This is a genomic window from Mycobacterium kubicae (genome assembly GCF_015689175.1).
Lineage (GTDB): Bacteria > Actinomycetota > Actinomycetes > Mycobacteriales > Mycobacteriaceae > Mycobacterium > Mycobacterium kubicae.
The window spans coordinates 2,780,979-2,795,418 of the sequence record NZ_CP065047.1; the positions used below are offsets into that span (position 1 = coordinate 2,780,979).

Genomic DNA, 14,440 nt, shown 5'->3' on the forward strand with positions numbered 1-14,440 from the left:
AAACAACGACAGATGCGAGGGCCGAGGTGGTTGAATTAGGCCGCCCGGTGATGGCTACATCATGCGGGCAGACAGGCGAAAGTGATGCACGAGTCCATTGGCCAGCCGCGTGACAGCTGACCCTCCGACGCGGCAAAGGCGCACACGGTGATTGCTCGACTCATTCACCGATTCCCGCTGATCGTCATCGGAATATGGGTGCTGGCTGCCGTCCTGGGCAATAGCCTGGCTCCGCCACTCGAACAGCTGATCAGTGTGGAGGATCAGCCTTTCTCGCCGTACGGCACCCCGACTTCGCTTGCCGTGCAACGTTCGGCGGCCGCCTTCCATGAAGCCGCCGGCGACAACATCGGCTACCTGGTCTTGGAACGCGACCGGGCGCTCGATGCGCGCGACCGCGCTTTCTACGACCGGGCGATAGCGGCCCTGCGCGCCGATCCCCAACATGTCGTCGAGGTCTCGGACTGGTGGGCGATCCCGGCCACCGCCGACGCGGTGTTGAGCGCCGACCATCATGTCGTGACAGCCAGCATGCTGCTGGGGGGCATGGTGGGGACCTCGCAAGCCAGTCAGGCGGTCACCGCCGCGCGCACGATCGTGGTTCAGCAGCATCCGCCCGACGGTCTACAGGTTTTCATCACCGGCCCGGGCGCCACCGTCACCGACGAGTTCGCCGCCTTCGACAGGCAGATTCAACTGATCACCGTCACGACACTTGCGGTGCTACTCGTCCTGTTGTTGATTCTGTATCGGTCGCTGGTCACCGCCTTGGTGCCACTGGCCTCGGTGCTGGTCGCGTTGACAGTGGTCAAGCCGATTATCTCGGTTCTGGTCGACCATAGAGTCATCGGCGTCTCGCTGTTCTCCCTGGGGTTGAGCCTAGCGGTGGTTGTCGGTGCGGGCACCGGCTTTGCGATCTCCATGATCGGCCGGTACCACGAGCGGCGCAGGGAAGAATTCTCGCCGGAGGAAGCGCTGGAAGACGCCTATCGCGGTGTGGTGCCGGCGATCGTGGGCTCCTCCTTGATGGTGGTGGCTCCGCTGGGCGCCGTGGGATGGCTGAACCTGGCTCGCATCGGGATCTTCGCGACGACGGGGATCTTGTGCTCTATTGGCGTGCTGGTCGTGGGCCTGGCGGCGCTGACATTGACACCTGCGCTTATCGCGCTGGCCAGCCGTGCCGATCTGGCGAAACCGCCCCGGCTCAGGAACCTACGGGTGCGGTGGCGGCGCATCGGCATTCAAGTCGCACGGTGGCCTGCGCCGATCCTGGTGGGCTGCGGGGTGCTGATCTTTGTCCTGACGGTCTCAGGGCCCGGGGTTCCGATCGGTTGGGACGAAACCGCGGCCACCGCTTCGTGGGCCGAGTCGAACCGCGGCTACCAAGCGGTGAACCGCCACTTCGGCGCTAACCAGCTGCTGCCGGAAGTGGTGACGATTCAGACCGATCACGACCTGCGTAATCCCGCTGGGCTTTCTGCGATCGAACGAGTTACCGGTGCCATCATGGGTGTCACCGGAGTGCGCATGGTCCAGTCGGCGAGCCATCCCAACGGGCTGGTGTCCAAGCAGGCCGCGATGACGGCGTCGGCTGGAAATCTGGGCGATCGACTCGACGAATTCTCCGATCGACTAGCGGCGCGGGATGCGACGTTCACCAATCTCGGGACCGCGGGGGGCGACATGATGACCGCCCTGGACTTGTTACAGAACAGCATGCAACAGGGCACCTATGGAATCGGGCAGGCGAGCTTGGCCGTCCATCTCATGCAGGTGTCGATCGACAAGGTCCGGGCCCGGGCCGCCGATGTATCCGACATCTTCGACCCATTGCGCAGTTTTGTCTCGGCCATTCCCGACTGCCCGACCACGCCGGTATGTTCAGCCGCCCAGGACGCGCTGCAATGGTCGAACACCGTCGTCGACAGGGCCACCACGTTGGCGGATTCTGGCGAACAACTCGGCAAAGGAATCGCCGATGTCGCGTCGGCGGCATCGAGCCTGCCCAATGCCTTCAGCATGGTGAACACGCAGGTCGCCGCCGTCCGAGGATCGGCAACCGACCTGAAACAGGCAATCGACAACTCCGGCGCGACACCGATACAGCAGCTTCCCGACCGACTGCATGAGCTTGCCGCTGTGTCTCGAAGCCGCCCCGGGATCGACCTCTACGCCTCGCGGACGATCCTCACCGACCCCAACATGCGCGTCGCCCTGGACGGCTTCTTCTCGCCCGATGGGCAGGCGACGCGCCTGTTGGTCTTCGGAGACGGGCACGAGTGGGGCAGTGACGGCGCTCAACGTGCCGGCGAGATCCGGACCGCGATAACCGACGCGACCAAAGACGGCACACTCAAACCCACCGGCGTCGAATTGACCGGGGTGGGACCGGCCACTCGCGACCTGCAGACTCTGATCGGCGGCGACCTGACCCTGCTGGTGGTCATCACCCTGGCGGTGATCCTGACGATCGCTGCGCTGTTGTTGCGCAGTCCGCTGGCGGGCCTGATCGTCACCGGAACCATCGCCGCTTCGTATGTCGGTGCGCTCGGTGCCAGTGTGCTGATCTGGCAGCGCGTCTTCGGCTATGCGTTGCACTGGTCGGTACCGCCGATCGCCTTCGTCTTGCTGGTATCCATGGGATCGGCGGGAAATCTGCTCTTCGCGTTGCGCATTCGCGAGGAGGCGCCCGCCGGACCGCGAACCAGCATCATCAGAGCCTTCGCCGCAACCGGTGCGGTGGTCACGACAGCCGGAATCGTGATCGGGCTGCCGATGTTCGGGCTGGCGTTGAGCAGCGTGCTGAATGTGGCGCAGATCGGCGTGACGGTCGGCGTGGGTCTCTTGCTGAACACGCTGGTGACGCGGGCCTTCGTACTGCCGGCGCTGATGGCAATGCTGGGGCGCTGGCTGTGGTGGCCCAGCCCGCCAGTGGCTGCCGAACCGGTGGCCTAACGAGAGCCCTTGCCATGTCAGATGTTTCGCGGCAAGGAAACGAATGAGCCAGGAACTGCTAGCGGGACAGGGTGCGGTGGTGGTCGGCGGCAGCCGAGGCATCGGACGAGCCGTCGCTGAACTGCTCGGCCAGCTCGGCTCCGGCGTGGTGGTCAACGGACGCGAGGCTGACGCGGCGCAGGACGCGGTCGCGGCGATCCGAGGGTCCGGAGGACGAGCGATCGCGCTTGCCGGAGCCGCCGATAACGAGAGCATCGCTACCGCGTTGGTCGACGAATGCCTCGAGCAGTTCGGCCGCCTCGACATTCTGATCAACTGCGCCGGCATCGCTGAGCCTGCGGGCACGTCGATTCTGAATGTTCTGCCGGCCGACTTCGACGCCCAGATCAAGGCCCACCTCGGTACCACGTTTCACACGTGCCGGGCGGCGGCGCGCATCATGGCCGCGCAGGGCTCGGGGGCGATCGTCAACAGCAGCTCGGTGGCGTTCCTCGGCGATTACGGCGGTACCGGTTATCCCGCGGGTAAAGGCGCTGTCAACGGCTTGACGATGGCCATTGCCGCCGAACTGAAATCCTGTGGGGTGCGGGCTAACGTGGTGTGCCCCGGCGCCAAGACGAGGTTGTCCACCGGCGTCGAGTATGAGGAGCACATCGCTGACCTGTACCGCCGGGGCTTGCTGGACGAGATGACGATGCGAGCCTCACTCGATGCCGCGCCCGCAGCCTTTGTGGCGCCGGTCTACGCCTATCTGGCCAGTGACCTGGCGCTGGAGGTCACTGGTGAAATGTTTGTCGCGGCAGGCGGATTCATCGGAGAATTTGATCGTCCGACACCACGAGTGCTGGCGTATCGCGACCACCGCGACAGCCAACCCTGGTCGGTTTATGAGGTGCGAGCGATGCTGGCGGCACGACAACAACCGCCTAACCGATGAGGGTGAAGGTCAGCAGCAATGCGGCGTAACCGATGACGATCACTGCGGCCCCACCCGCGCTGGCGCGGGCCGACGCCCCGTCGATCGGGTCGAGCCAGCGCCGAAACGGTCGCGAGGCGGCCGGGACCAGTACCCATTGCAGCAATACGACGCTGATGACGTTGCCGATGAAAACGGCGACCGGTGCTGCGATGCTCAGCTTGTCCAAGGCGGGGGCGAGTGAATTGGAAAGCAGTACGACGGTGGGGTACAGGCACAACACCACCAACATGGCCGTCTTCCATGCCGGCGTGATCTTGGTCTGCCCGTCGGCTATTCGGACCGTGGAACCGAACGGAGCACTATGCGGCAGTTCGGCGAAGTCGTGGGTGAGTTCCTCGCGCAGGCGTGGCAGTGCTTGTTGGCGTTCTCGCGATCGCATCCATCCGGTTAGGTGTGCCGCAGTGCGGAACCGTAGGACTGACATCCACTGCCCGGAGGAATCCGCGGGAAAGACGATCGTTCCTTCGTAGCCGGGAAAAGCTGAGCTGACGGCGGTCAGGTCGCACTGGGCCGCGACGAACTCGGTTTCCTGCCCCGGCGTGACGCTGTGGAGGAAGACGCCGACGTTCGGCGGCGGCAGCTCTCCCTGGGCGACAACCAGATCCGACGCACACCGCCAGAATCCCTGTGCTGCACCGTCGGTCAAGGTGGCCCTGCGTTCGGTGCTGTCCAGCCATGCGTCGAGCAACTCGGGATCGTCGAAGGAAACCTCGAGCGCGAAGTCAAGCTGGTCGGCGTCAACCGATCGGCGGGCACCAAGATAACCGGAACTCGCGCGGGCAGCGGCGAAGTAGTCGGCCGCCCACTGGCCGAACCGCTCGGGATCGCCGGGCGTATGAAAAATCGAGATGGCGGTGGCGCCGACTGTCATGTGAGTTGTCTACCATCCGAGGTTCGCTTAGCCGCCTACCTGCTGATGGACGAGGTTTAGCGCCGACGCCGTCTGGGAAGCCCACTGTGACCGGGCGCACACCACACCCGGATTTTTCTGCGGTGACGGTGTTCGCCAAGTTTGAAATTGACGCGGCTGTCATCGGAATATTCGCCTCGATCCGGTGTGGCGGGCTAGCTTCGCGCGATCAAGCTTCCTAAACTCGGGTGTCGGGCGAACAGATTTTTGTACGTGACTAGTCGGGTGGGCGACTATGGAGCGACTCAGCGGAATTGACGCTTTCTTCCTCTACATGGAGACACCGACGCAGCCGTTGAACGTGTGCTGCATCTTGGAATTGGACACTTCGACGATGCCCGGCGGCTACAGCTATGCCCGGTTGCGCGCGGAGCTGGCTAAACGCGTCAAGGCCATGCCCGAATTCCGGATGAGGCTGGCCGACAGTCAACTCAACTTGGATCACCCGGTGTGGGTCGATGACGAAGACTTCCGGCTGCGGCGCCACTTGCACCGCGTGGCCGTGCCGGCGCCCGGCGGACGTGGCGAAGTGTCGGAGATCTGTGGGCACATCGCGGGGCTGCCGCTGGATCGCGATCGACCCCTCTGGGAGATGTGGGTCATCGAGGGCGGTGCCCGCGACGACGCGCTGACGGTGATGCTCAAGGTGCACCACGCCCTGGTCGACGGGGTGGCCGGGGCCAACCTACTGGCTCAACTTTGTAGCCTGCAGCCGGACGCGCCGCCACCGCAGCCGGTGCGCGGCGCCGGTCGCGCGAGTGCCCTGGAAATCGCGGCGAGCGGACTGCTGAGTTTCGCCAAGCGGCCGCTGCGGTTGGCGACCGTAGTGCCGGCCACCCTCCTCACGTTGGCGCAAACGGCGCTGCGGGCACGGGAAGGCCGGACCATGGCGGCGCCGTTCTCCGCGCCGCCCACCCCGTTCAACGGCACCCTGACCCGGCACCGCAACGTGGCGTACACCCAACTGGACATGCGAGACGTCAAACGGGTCAAGGAGCGCTTCGGGGTGACCATCAACGACGTGGTGGTGGCCCTGTGCGCCGGGGTGTTGCGTCGGTTCCTGGCCGAACGCGGGGAGTTACCCGACGTGCCGTTGGTGGCCACCGTGCCGGTATCGGTGCGCGACAAGTCGGATCGACCCGGGCGTAACCAGACCACCTGGATGTTCTGCCGGCTGGAGACCCAGATCAGCGATCCCGCCGAGCGCATTCGCGCGATTGCGGCGGGAAACCGCGCGGCCAAAGAACACACCGCGGCCATCGGGCCCACCCTGCTGCACGACTGGACAGAGTTCGGTGGCCAGACGATGTTCGGTGCTGCCATGAAGATCCTGCCGCGCATTCCGTTGAGCAGCAGCCCGGTCTACAACCTGATCCTGTCCAACGTCCCAGGCCCGCAAGATCAGTTGTATTTCCTCGGCTGCAAGGTCGAGGCGATGTACCCGCTTGGCCCGCTGCTCGGCGGCGCGGGACTCAACCTCACCGTGATGTCGCTCAACCAAGAGATGGGCATCGGCGTCATCTCGTGTCCGGACTTGTTGCCGCAACTTTGGCCCATAGCCGATGGCTTCTCCGACGCGCTCAAAGAGTTGCTGGAGTGCAGCACAACCTAAGACCAAATCGTTTCAGTTCAATAGCCGTAACCGCTACTGGTACCCAGTATTTCGACAGCGGCGTTGATGTTCGGGACGACGGCGCCTCCGTACCGCGCCACGATCTGCCCGAGCGCCCGGGCCAGGTGCGGGCCGACCGCATCAGCCAGGAGGATGTCTTCGGCGATGACAATGCCGTTGACCATGTGGGCGGCCAGCAACCGGCCGTCGTGGGCGATCTCATAACGCCAATCGCCGATCTGTATCCGCTCGGGATTGGACCGGAAGATGCCGCGCCGTGCGGGGGTGTGAATGACGCCGGGAAGTCCGGCGAACACGTTGACCACCAACGCCACTCCGCCTGGGCCGCCGAGCGCGGCGGTCACGGTGCGGCTGACTCGCTCGGCGTCGTACTCGATCACTAGCTGTCCATCGGCAGGACAAACGCCGGCGTGATGGTTTCGCCGCTGCCGGTGCGGCGCACGGCGGTTCCGGCTGTGTAGAACTCGACCGTATGCAGTCCCCAGGCGTAGTTGGAGACGGCGAAGTGCACGCCCACCACACCGGTTGCGCCGTCACGCTCAGCTTCGCTTTGCATTCGCGACATGGCCAGTTCGCGGGCTTGGTAGTTGCCCTGCGTCCACTGTGGCATCTCCATGTTGCGGCCGATCTGCTTCAACGTCTGCATGAAACCCTGAACGGCGATGTGGAAGACGCAATTGCCCATCACAAAGGCGACGGGGGCGAATCCGGAGCGCAGCAGGGTCACCATGTCTTGTCCGGATAGGTGGCTGGAGAACGCCTGGCCGTTGGGACGACGGAACGCTCCGGGCTTGGCGGTGTATCGGACCGCGGTGCCGACCGCCATGAACTCCAGGTGTTCGCCACCTTCGCCGTGATGCCGCCAGTTGAGCCGGACCCCGACGATCCCGTCCGCCTTGAGTGCATCGGCTTCAGCCTGCATGCGCGCCATCGCATTCCAGCGCGCCCGATAGGTCGCTTCGGTCAGCACGCCCAGTTCTTGCTGCTGCCGCATGCCGCTGAACTGAAATCCGACGTGATACACCGAGACGCCCATGACCAGTTCGATCGGTTCGAATCCAGCCCCGTGCAGCAGAGCGAATTCGTTGATCGACAAGTCCGACGTCCACGACTTCTCCGCGTGCGACAGTCGTTCGCTGGCGACGGGATCGAGCGATCCTGGTTGCATTGCTGAGCATCCCTTCTCGTGGTTGGCGACAGCGTACCGAGCAATCGCCAGCGTGAGCCGGATTTGGTCGATGGCGGATCAACTTCTCGTCGGGCCACACCGAGGAATCCTGGGTTGGCCCCTGCGGTAACACGCTGTGCGGCAGAGTGTTTGCCTCGCGGAGCCGCTTCACGGCAACAGCGTGATGGCCTCTTCTGGGCAGTTCTGCTCGCCGATAACGGCTTGACGTTCGAGTTCGCCGGATACGTCGGCGACGAGTACGACGGCATGTCCGGCTTCGTCGGCGTCGAAGATTTCCGGCGCCAGCGTGTAGCAGCGTCCGTGCCCGACACAGCGCTCCTTGTCGATGCGGACCTGCGTCATCGCGCCGGAACGGGGAATGTCAGCGGTAGCGCCTCCACCGACCGCAACGCGGCGGTGAAGGTCAGCTCGGTGCCGGGCTTGATCTGGTAGTCGGGGATGCGGCGATGGAATTCGCGCAGGGCTACCCGCAACTCCATGCGGGCCAGGTGCGAGCCGAGGCAGCGGTGCGGCCCGCCACCGAAGGCGCGGTGGCGGTTGGGGCTGCGATGAAAGTCCACTACCTCGGGATCGGGGAATTCGGCCGGGTCGGTGTTGGCGGCACCAAGTAGCGGACTGACTCGCTCGCCCTTGGCTATTGGGCAGCCACCCACCTCGACGTCTTGCATGGCGACACGGGCCACGCCGGGCACCGGCGTCTCCCAGCGCAACAACTCCTCGATCGCGTGCGGCAAGACGTCGGGCTCCTCGACCAACTGGCGGCGATGTTCGGGGTGTCGTGCCAAGTACACGAAAAAGCAGTCCAGGGAGTCGGTGACCGTGTCCAGACCCGCTATCAAAAACAAAAAGCAGATGTCGAGGAGTTCTTCCCGCGATAGAGACCGGCCCTCCCTTTCCATGTTGGCTGCGATCATGGCGGACAGCACGTCGTCGCGAGGGTTGGCCATGTGGTCGTCGATGGCCCGCTCGAAGTAGTCGTAGATCTGTTGCGCGACGGCCACCGAACTGTCGTGACGGTCGTCGTATCCGGTGGCTCCGGCGGGACGGATCACCCCGTCCTTCCATTCCAGGAACTTGTCCAGATCCTCCAGCGGCAGACCTAAAAGTTGGAGAAACACCGTGCAGGGCAACGGGACTGCGAATTCGGCATGGAAATCGCATTCGCCTCGATCAGCGAAGGTATCGATCATCTCGTTCACCAGGTCGGTGATGTGTGGTTCGCGCCGAGCCATTTCACGCGGAGTGAACAAGGGGTCCAAGATGCGCCGGTACTTGGCGTGCTCGGGCGGATCCACTTGTAATGGGATGAGGGGTCGCAGATTACCCAGGTCTACCGCATCCATGTTGGACGAGAACAAATCGGTGCGTTTGAGTGCCATCTCGATATCGGCCAGCCGGCTCAGCACCACTGCTTGCGGAGCACGGAACACCGGCGTCGTCTCGCGCAACGCTTTGTACATGGGCTGCGGCTCGGCCAGGCCCATGACGGCCTGATCGACGAACGCGTCGGCTTCTGTCATGCAGTTAGCCTGGCACCGCGCTGTGCGCCGGGCAATGCCTTTCGTCGCCTTCTCTTGCAAAAATACGTAAGTTAGGGATGTTATGGACCTGCCCGTCTTTTGAGGAGGTCGCGCGATGTTCGATCTGAAGATCGTCGGGGGAACTGTAGTAGACGGCACCGGTGTGCCGGGTTATCTCGCCGACGTGGGAATCAAAGACGGCCGGATTGTCGACGTGAGGCGCCGGGCGGCCACGGACGACGGACTTCCGGGAGACGCCGCGGAGACCATTGACGCCCGTGGGCGCGTGGTTGCACCCGGATTCGTTGACATCCACACCCACTACGACGGCCAGGTCAGCTGGGACAGCATGCTCGAACCGTCCAGCGGTCATGGGGTGACCACGGTGGTGACCGGGAACTGCGGTGTGGGGTTCGCGCCCGTGCGTCCCGGCCGCGAGGACTGGCTCATCGAGCTCATGGAAGGTGTGGAGGACATTCCGGGCACTGCGCTCACCGAAGGTATCTCGTGGGGGTGGGAAAGCTACCCCGAATACCTCGACGTGATAGAGCGCGGACGCTTCTCGGTTGACGTCGGAAGTCAGATCGCACATGGGCCGGTCCGCGCTTATGCCATGGGGGAGCGCGGCGCGCGCAATGAGCCCGCCACGCCGGATGACATTGCGGCGATGGCGCGACTGGTGCAAGAAGGTGTCGAAGCCGGCGCGCTGGGTTTCTCCACGTCGCGAACGTTGGGCCACCGGGCGATGGACGGCGAGCCGGTACCCGGCACGTTCGCCGCCGAGGACGAGCTTTTCGGGCTGGGCCGTGCCATGGCCGCCGGCGGGCAGGCGGTATTCGAGCTCGCCCCGGAAGGCGTTGGCGGAGAAGACATCCTGGCGCCTAAGCGAGAACTTGCCTGGATGGAGCGGCTGGCGGGCGAAATCGACCGCCCGGTGACCTTCGCGCTGATACAGATCGACGCGGCGCCGCAGCTCTGGCGTGAGCAACTCGAGATCTCCGCAGCCGCACACGCCGCCGGAAGCCGGTTGTATCCGCAAATCGCCGCCCGCCCGTTCGGGATGCTGATCGGTTTTCCCGGCCATCACGCATTCACCCACCGCCCCACCTACCGAAAGTTGCGGGCAGAACTGGGGCCAGAAGAACTGGCGGCCCGCCTCGCCGAACCTGCGGTGAGAGCAGCGATCCTTTCCGAGGAGGATCTACCACCTGATCCCTCCGTGCTGTTCGACACCATGTTCGCGGCCGTCCAGCACTCGTTGGGCCGGCTCTATGCGATCGGTGATCCACCGGACTACGAACCGACGGCCGAGCGCACGGTCAAGGCAATCGCGCGCCAGCGCGGCGAAGATCCGTTGGCGACGCTGTATGACCTCATGCTCGAATCGGACGCGGCGGCGATGCTGCTGTTGCCCCTACTCAACTACAGCGACGGCAACCACGACGCGATCCGGGAAATGCTGACCCACCCGGCGGGTGTGGTCGGTCTTTCCGACGGCGGGGCCCACTGCGGAATGATCTGCGATGCGTCGTATCCCACCTTCCTGCTCACACATTGGGCCCGCGATCGTCACCGCGGCGACAAGCTTCCGCTGGAGTATGTGGTGCGCAAGCAAAGCCATGACACCGCCGCGCTGTTCGGTCTCACCGACCGAGGCGTCATCGAGCCGGGAAAGAAAGCCGACATCAACGTGATCGACATGGACGCGCTGCGGCTGCACGCTCCCCGCATGGTGTACGACCTGCCCGCCGGTGGACGCCGGCTCATGCAACAGGCGAGCGGCTATGCGGCCACGATCGTCAGTGGTGTGGTGACCCGCCGGGCCAGCGTCGACACCGGCGAGCGTCCCGGCCGATTGGTGCGCGGCGCACGTTGAGCGCTTGTCCCAGAACGCTATTGGACCGCGTTGCGGCGCCGGCGCAGCGCTGAGGAACCAGCGCGCAGCACGCCACGGAGTGCGTAGGCCGCGGTCACCACGCAGAGCAGGATCAGCAGGATGAACATCGGCAGCCAATTGGCGCGGCTGTGGCTGACATCCCACCAGATGACCGTGAACAGCACGACGCACAACAGCAGCACGAAGTCGCGCCAATTGCCTTGGTAGGACATTGCCGCCCGGCGCATGGCACGGCTGCGGTCGGCGGTCTCCACCAAGTCGTCGATGCGAGCGTCAATGATTCGCTGCAACTCGGCTCGTCTTCCGGTGGCCTCCGGTGGGAGCCGGTCCAGCAGATCCATGTCCTGTTTGAGGAGCCCCCGGTAGTCGGGACCTCGAAATTGCCCGGCGGCGATGGCCAGCAGTGCACCGCCGAAAACCGGCGCACTATTGAGCGCGACTGTTCCCACACCCACGTCCACTCCTCGTTCGGCACAGACAACCTTCAGCCGTTGAGAATCGCTGAAGTTTCGCAGCCGATCAACCGTCGGCCCACGCACAGGACGACCTCGACCGGCTAGCATCCTGCAATGGCCGAAGCGGGCGGGCAGGGGCGGCGTGTCAACCGGCGCGGCCTTGCCACCCGCGAGAGCATGCTCGACGCGGCGCTGCGCTCTCTGGCAACCGGGGATCCGGCGGCCGCGTCCGCCAACCGCATCGCCAAGGAAAGTGGTGCCACCTGGGGGGCGGTGAAGTACCAGTTCGGCGACATCGACGGGTTGTGGGCCGCCGTGTTGCGCCGGACCGCGCAGCGACGTGGCGAGTTGCCCTCGACCGCAGATTCGGGTGCTTCGCTGCATGATCGAGTGGCCACAATCATCGACACCCTCTACGCGGGATTGACGTCCACTGACTCCCGAGCGATCGAGACGCTGCGCAGGGCGCTGCCGCACGACCGCGCCGAACTCGAGCGGCTCTATCCCCGTACCGCTGCCGAGCTGATGTCGTGGCAACGGGGATGGGCGCAGTCGTGTCAGAAGGCCTTCGCCGGCGTCGACGTCGACCCCAACCGGGTGCGCGAAGTGGCTGCCTTCATCCCTGGTGCGATGCGCGGCATCACATCGGAGAAGCAATTGGGCACCTACTCCGACCTCGACGAGGCACGCCGTGGGCTGACCAACGCCATCGTGTCCTACCTGAAGCACTCGCATTGACGGCAAGTTTCACAGATACCACTATGAAAGTCGGGTAGCGGCGGCTATCGTTTTCCGAATGGCAAAGCCACCCCTGTCGATGACGCCGACGGGTTGGTTTCAAGTTGCCTGGTCGGCCGAGGTCGGTGTCGGCGAAGTTCACCGGATGACCTATTTCGGCCGCGAGATGGTCGCCTGGCGCGCCGCGTCTGGGCAGGTGACGGTGATGGACGCCTACTGTGAACACCTGGGAGCGCATCTGGGTTATGGCGGTCACGTCGAGGGGAACCGCATCATCTGCCCGTTCCACGGTTGGGAGTGGAACTCCGAGGGCCGCAATGTGTGCATCCCGTATCAGGACCGCCCCAACCGAGGCCGACGCATCCGCACGTTCCCGGTGGTGGAACGCAACGAGTCGATCTACATCTGGCACGACGTCGAGGGACGCGAACCCTACTTCGACGTGCCCGACGTGTTCGCCAGCTTCGCTGACGGCAGCAGCGCCCAGGACTATTACCCGGCCTACCCATCGGGCACCCTGTACCGGAATCGCCTGGCGTTGCACCCGCAATACGTGCTCGAAAACGGTGTCGACTTCGCGCATTTCAAATTCGTGCACAAGACTCCGTTCGTCCCCCAGTTCACCCGGCAGCAGTTCGACGAACCGGTGTCTTACGTCGACTTCACCATCGTGTTCGATGCGGCGGAAGGGATGTCGGCCGACACGATGAACAGCGGCGTCGAGGCCATCAACGGCGGCCTCGGTGTTGCCGTGACGAAAAGCTGGGGCATGGTGGACAACCGAACCGTTTCGGCGATCACCCCCGTCGACGACGAGACCTCCGATGTGCGCTTCATGGTCTACGTCGGGCGGGTGCCAGGAGACCGGTCCGCGCAGCCGCCGCCCAAGGCGCGCGCTGTCGCCCAAGCAGTGATCGATCAGTTCCTCGCCGACGTCCACATTTGGTCACACCAGCGCTATTCCGATCCACCGGCACTGGCGACCGCCGAGAACGCCGGCTTCAAAGCATTGCGCACCTGGGCCAAGCAGTTCTATCCCCGGAAAGGACCGATACCGCAATGACTTCCAGGACTTCACAGCGGCCCATCCGCGTCTTCCAGGTCGCGACCGGCAATGTCGGAACCGAGATGATCAAACGGCTGGCCCACCATCCTGATCTGGAATTGGTCGGATTGCATTGCTACACACCGGAAAAGGTAGGGCGGGATGCCGGTGAACTGGCCGGGTTGGCGCCCAATGGCGTGCTAGCCACCGGTTCGGTCGACGACATCATCGCTGCCGAACCCGACGTGCTCACCTTCCACGGCGTATTTCCCGACGAAGACCTCTATGTCAAAGTGCTGGAAGCCGGCATCAACATCGTCACGACCGCCGACTGGATCACCGGGCACCACCGCAACGCCAACCATCCGCACCCTTCGGGCAAACCGACCACCGTCGTATTGCAGGAAGCCTGCGAACGCGGCGGGTCCACGTTCTACGGAACCGGTATGAATCCCGGCCTGTGCCAAATTCTGGGTGTGGTGCACACCTGCGACGTGGCCGACATCGAGAACGTGACGGTCATCGAGTCCGTCGACGTGTCCTGCCATCACTCGGCGCCGACCTGGGAGATGTGTGGCTACGGTCGCCCGATCGACGACCCCGACATACCGGGCATGCTCGAGAAGGGCACCCGGGTATTCGCCGACAGCGTGTACCTGATGGCCGATTGCTTCGACCTTGAACTCGACGACGTCACCTACTCCTACGAGTTGGGGGCGTGCACCAAAGACATCGATCTGGGCTGGTACCAATTGGCCAAGGGATCGCTGGGCGCCAGTTACATCAAGTATCAAGGCATTATCGACGGCGTGCCCAAGGTCGAGTCGCACGTCGAGTGGCAGATGACACCGCATACCGATCCGCACTGGGATGTCAAAGGGTGCTACATCACGCGTATTCAGGGCGATCCGACGATATACAGCAAGCACATGATCATCCCGCACCGAAAAGCCGACCTGTCGAACCCGAATGCATTTGCGTCGCTGGGGATGACCGTCACCGGGATGCCTGCACTCAACGCCATCCGATCGGTCGTCGCAGCACCGCCGGGTTTGTTGACCAGCGCCGACGTACCACTGCGTGGATTCGCCGGGCGCTTCAAGCAATAGCCGGAAAGCG

Annotated in this window: 13 protein-coding genes; 7 read left to right on the top strand and 6 right to left on the bottom strand. The window is 64.3% G+C overall.

Annotated elements, in window-relative coordinates; translation table 11 throughout:
• The first annotated feature begins 147 nt into the window (after positions 1-147).
• Positions 148-2,955 (top strand): MMPL/RND family transporter, encoded by a 2,808-nt coding sequence (locus I2456_RS12970; protein ID WP_085074146.1) that lies wholly within the window; start codon positions 148-150, stop codon positions 2,953-2,955.
• A gap of 43 nt (positions 2,956-2,998) precedes the next feature.
• Positions 2,999-3,892: an SDR family NAD(P)-dependent oxidoreductase gene (locus I2456_RS12975; RefSeq protein ID WP_085074145.1), complete on the top strand. Its 894-nt coding sequence runs from the start codon at positions 2,999-3,001 to the stop codon at positions 3,890-3,892.
• Here the strand turns inward: I2456_RS12975 and I2456_RS12980 are convergent.
• Positions 3,882-4,805, bottom strand: a complete 924-nt coding sequence (locus I2456_RS12980; RefSeq protein ID WP_068027356.1) for an antibiotic biosynthesis monooxygenase — start codon at positions 4,803-4,805, stop codon at positions 3,882-3,884. The two genes, I2456_RS12975 and I2456_RS12980, sit on opposite strands and share 11 nt — an antisense overlap.
• Before the next feature lie 274 nt (positions 4,806-5,079).
• On the opposite strand from I2456_RS12980, the gene I2456_RS12985 reads away from it, so the two are divergent.
• The gene (locus I2456_RS12985) at positions 5,080-6,456 is read left to right on the top strand and encodes a WS/DGAT/MGAT family O-acyltransferase (protein WP_068159995.1); all 1,377 of its coding nucleotides are present in this window, start codon (positions 5,080-5,082) and stop codon (positions 6,454-6,456) included.
• Positions 6,457-6,473: 17 nt separating this feature from the next.
• Here the strand turns inward: I2456_RS12985 and I2456_RS12990 are convergent, their stop codons facing one another.
• The 4 genes from I2456_RS12990 to I2456_RS13005 form a co-directional block, all read right to left on the bottom strand.
• Entirely contained in the window at positions 6,474-6,857 is a 384-nt protein-coding gene (locus tag I2456_RS12990; RefSeq protein ID WP_068159996.1) for a DUF5073 family protein, read from the bottom strand.
• On the bottom strand, positions 6,857-7,645 hold the full coding sequence (locus I2456_RS12995) for a heavy metal-binding domain-containing protein (RefSeq protein ID WP_068160000.1): 789 nt from the start codon (positions 7,643-7,645) through the stop codon (positions 6,857-6,859). The genes I2456_RS12990 and I2456_RS12995 overlap by 1 nt, the downstream gene beginning before the upstream one ends.
• Before the next feature lie 168 nt (positions 7,646-7,813).
• Positions 7,814-8,008 carry a ferredoxin gene (locus I2456_RS13000; RefSeq protein WP_085074144.1) on the bottom strand — a complete coding sequence of 65 codons (195 nt, stop codon included), beginning with the start codon at positions 8,006-8,008 and terminating at the stop codon, positions 7,814-7,816.
• Complete coding sequence (locus tag I2456_RS13005; protein WP_068160005.1) at positions 8,005-9,186, bottom strand: cytochrome P450; 1,182 nt, start codon at positions 9,184-9,186, stop codon at positions 8,005-8,007. The genes I2456_RS13000 and I2456_RS13005 overlap by 4 nt, the downstream gene beginning before the upstream one ends.
• Positions 9,187-9,301: 115 nt before the next feature.
• Here I2456_RS13005 and I2456_RS13010 point away from each other — a divergent pair, with 115 nt between their 5' ends.
• Positions 9,302-11,062: an N-acyl-D-amino-acid deacylase family protein gene (locus tag I2456_RS13010; RefSeq protein ID WP_085074143.1), complete on the top strand. Its 1,761-nt coding sequence runs from the start codon at positions 9,302-9,304 to the stop codon at positions 11,060-11,062.
• 17 nt (positions 11,063-11,079) lie between these two features.
• On the opposite strand, the gene I2456_RS13015 is transcribed toward I2456_RS13010, so the two are convergent.
• Positions 11,080-11,544 (bottom strand): hypothetical protein, encoded by a 465-nt coding sequence (locus I2456_RS13015; RefSeq protein ID WP_174814196.1) that lies wholly within the window; start codon positions 11,542-11,544, stop codon positions 11,080-11,082.
• Positions 11,545-11,652: 108 nt separating this feature from the next.
• Between I2456_RS13015 and I2456_RS13020 the strand changes: the two genes are divergently transcribed.
• The 3 genes from I2456_RS13020 to I2456_RS13030 are packed head-to-tail and all read left to right on the top strand — an operon-like array spanning position 11,653 to position 14,430.
• A complete protein-coding gene (locus tag I2456_RS13020) occupies positions 11,653-12,276 on the top strand; it encodes a TetR/AcrR family transcriptional regulator (protein WP_174814197.1) in 624 nt (207 codons plus the stop codon).
• A 58-nt stretch (positions 12,277-12,334) separates the two neighbouring features.
• Entirely contained in the window at positions 12,335-13,339 is a 1,005-nt protein-coding gene (locus I2456_RS13025; protein ID WP_085074142.1) for an aromatic ring-hydroxylating dioxygenase subunit alpha, read from the top strand.
• Positions 13,336-14,430 carry an NAD(P)H-dependent amine dehydrogenase family protein gene (locus tag I2456_RS13030; protein WP_085074141.1) on the top strand — a complete coding sequence of 365 codons (1,095 nt, stop codon included), beginning with the start codon at positions 13,336-13,338 and terminating at the stop codon, positions 14,428-14,430. Before I2456_RS13025 ends, I2456_RS13030 begins: the two co-directional genes overlap by 4 nt.
• Positions 14,431-14,440 lie beyond the last annotated feature (10 nt).

Coding starts and splice junctions, on each gene's coding strand:
- I2456_RS12980 (WP_068027356.1), bottom strand. CDS start 4,805: ATGACAGTCGGCGCCACCGCCATCTCGATTTTTCATACGCCCGGCGAT.
- I2456_RS12975 (WP_085074145.1), top strand. CDS start 2,999: ATGAGCCAGGAACTGCTAGCGGGACAGGGTGCGGTGGTGGTCGGCGGC.
- I2456_RS13010 (WP_085074143.1), top strand. CDS start 9,302: ATGTTCGATCTGAAGATCGTCGGGGGAACTGTAGTAGACGGCACCGGT.
- I2456_RS13000 (WP_085074144.1), bottom strand. CDS start 8,008: ATGACGCAGGTCCGCATCGACAAGGAGCGCTGTGTCGGGCACGGACGC.
- I2456_RS13025 (WP_085074142.1), top strand. CDS start 12,335: ATGGCAAAGCCACCCCTGTCGATGACGCCGACGGGTTGGTTTCAAGTT.
- I2456_RS12985 (WP_068159995.1), top strand. CDS start 5,080: ATGGAGCGACTCAGCGGAATTGACGCTTTCTTCCTCTACATGGAGACA.
- I2456_RS13030 (WP_085074141.1), top strand. CDS start 13,336: ATGACTTCCAGGACTTCACAGCGGCCCATCCGCGTCTTCCAGGTCGCG.
- I2456_RS12995 (WP_068160000.1), bottom strand. CDS start 7,645: ATGCAACCAGGATCGCTCGATCCCGTCGCCAGCGAACGACTGTCGCAC.
- I2456_RS13020 (WP_174814197.1), top strand. CDS start 11,653: ATGGCCGAAGCGGGCGGGCAGGGGCGGCGTGTCAACCGGCGCGGCCTT.
- I2456_RS13005 (WP_068160005.1), bottom strand. CDS start 9,186: ATGACAGAAGCCGACGCGTTCGTCGATCAGGCCGTCATGGGCCTGGCC.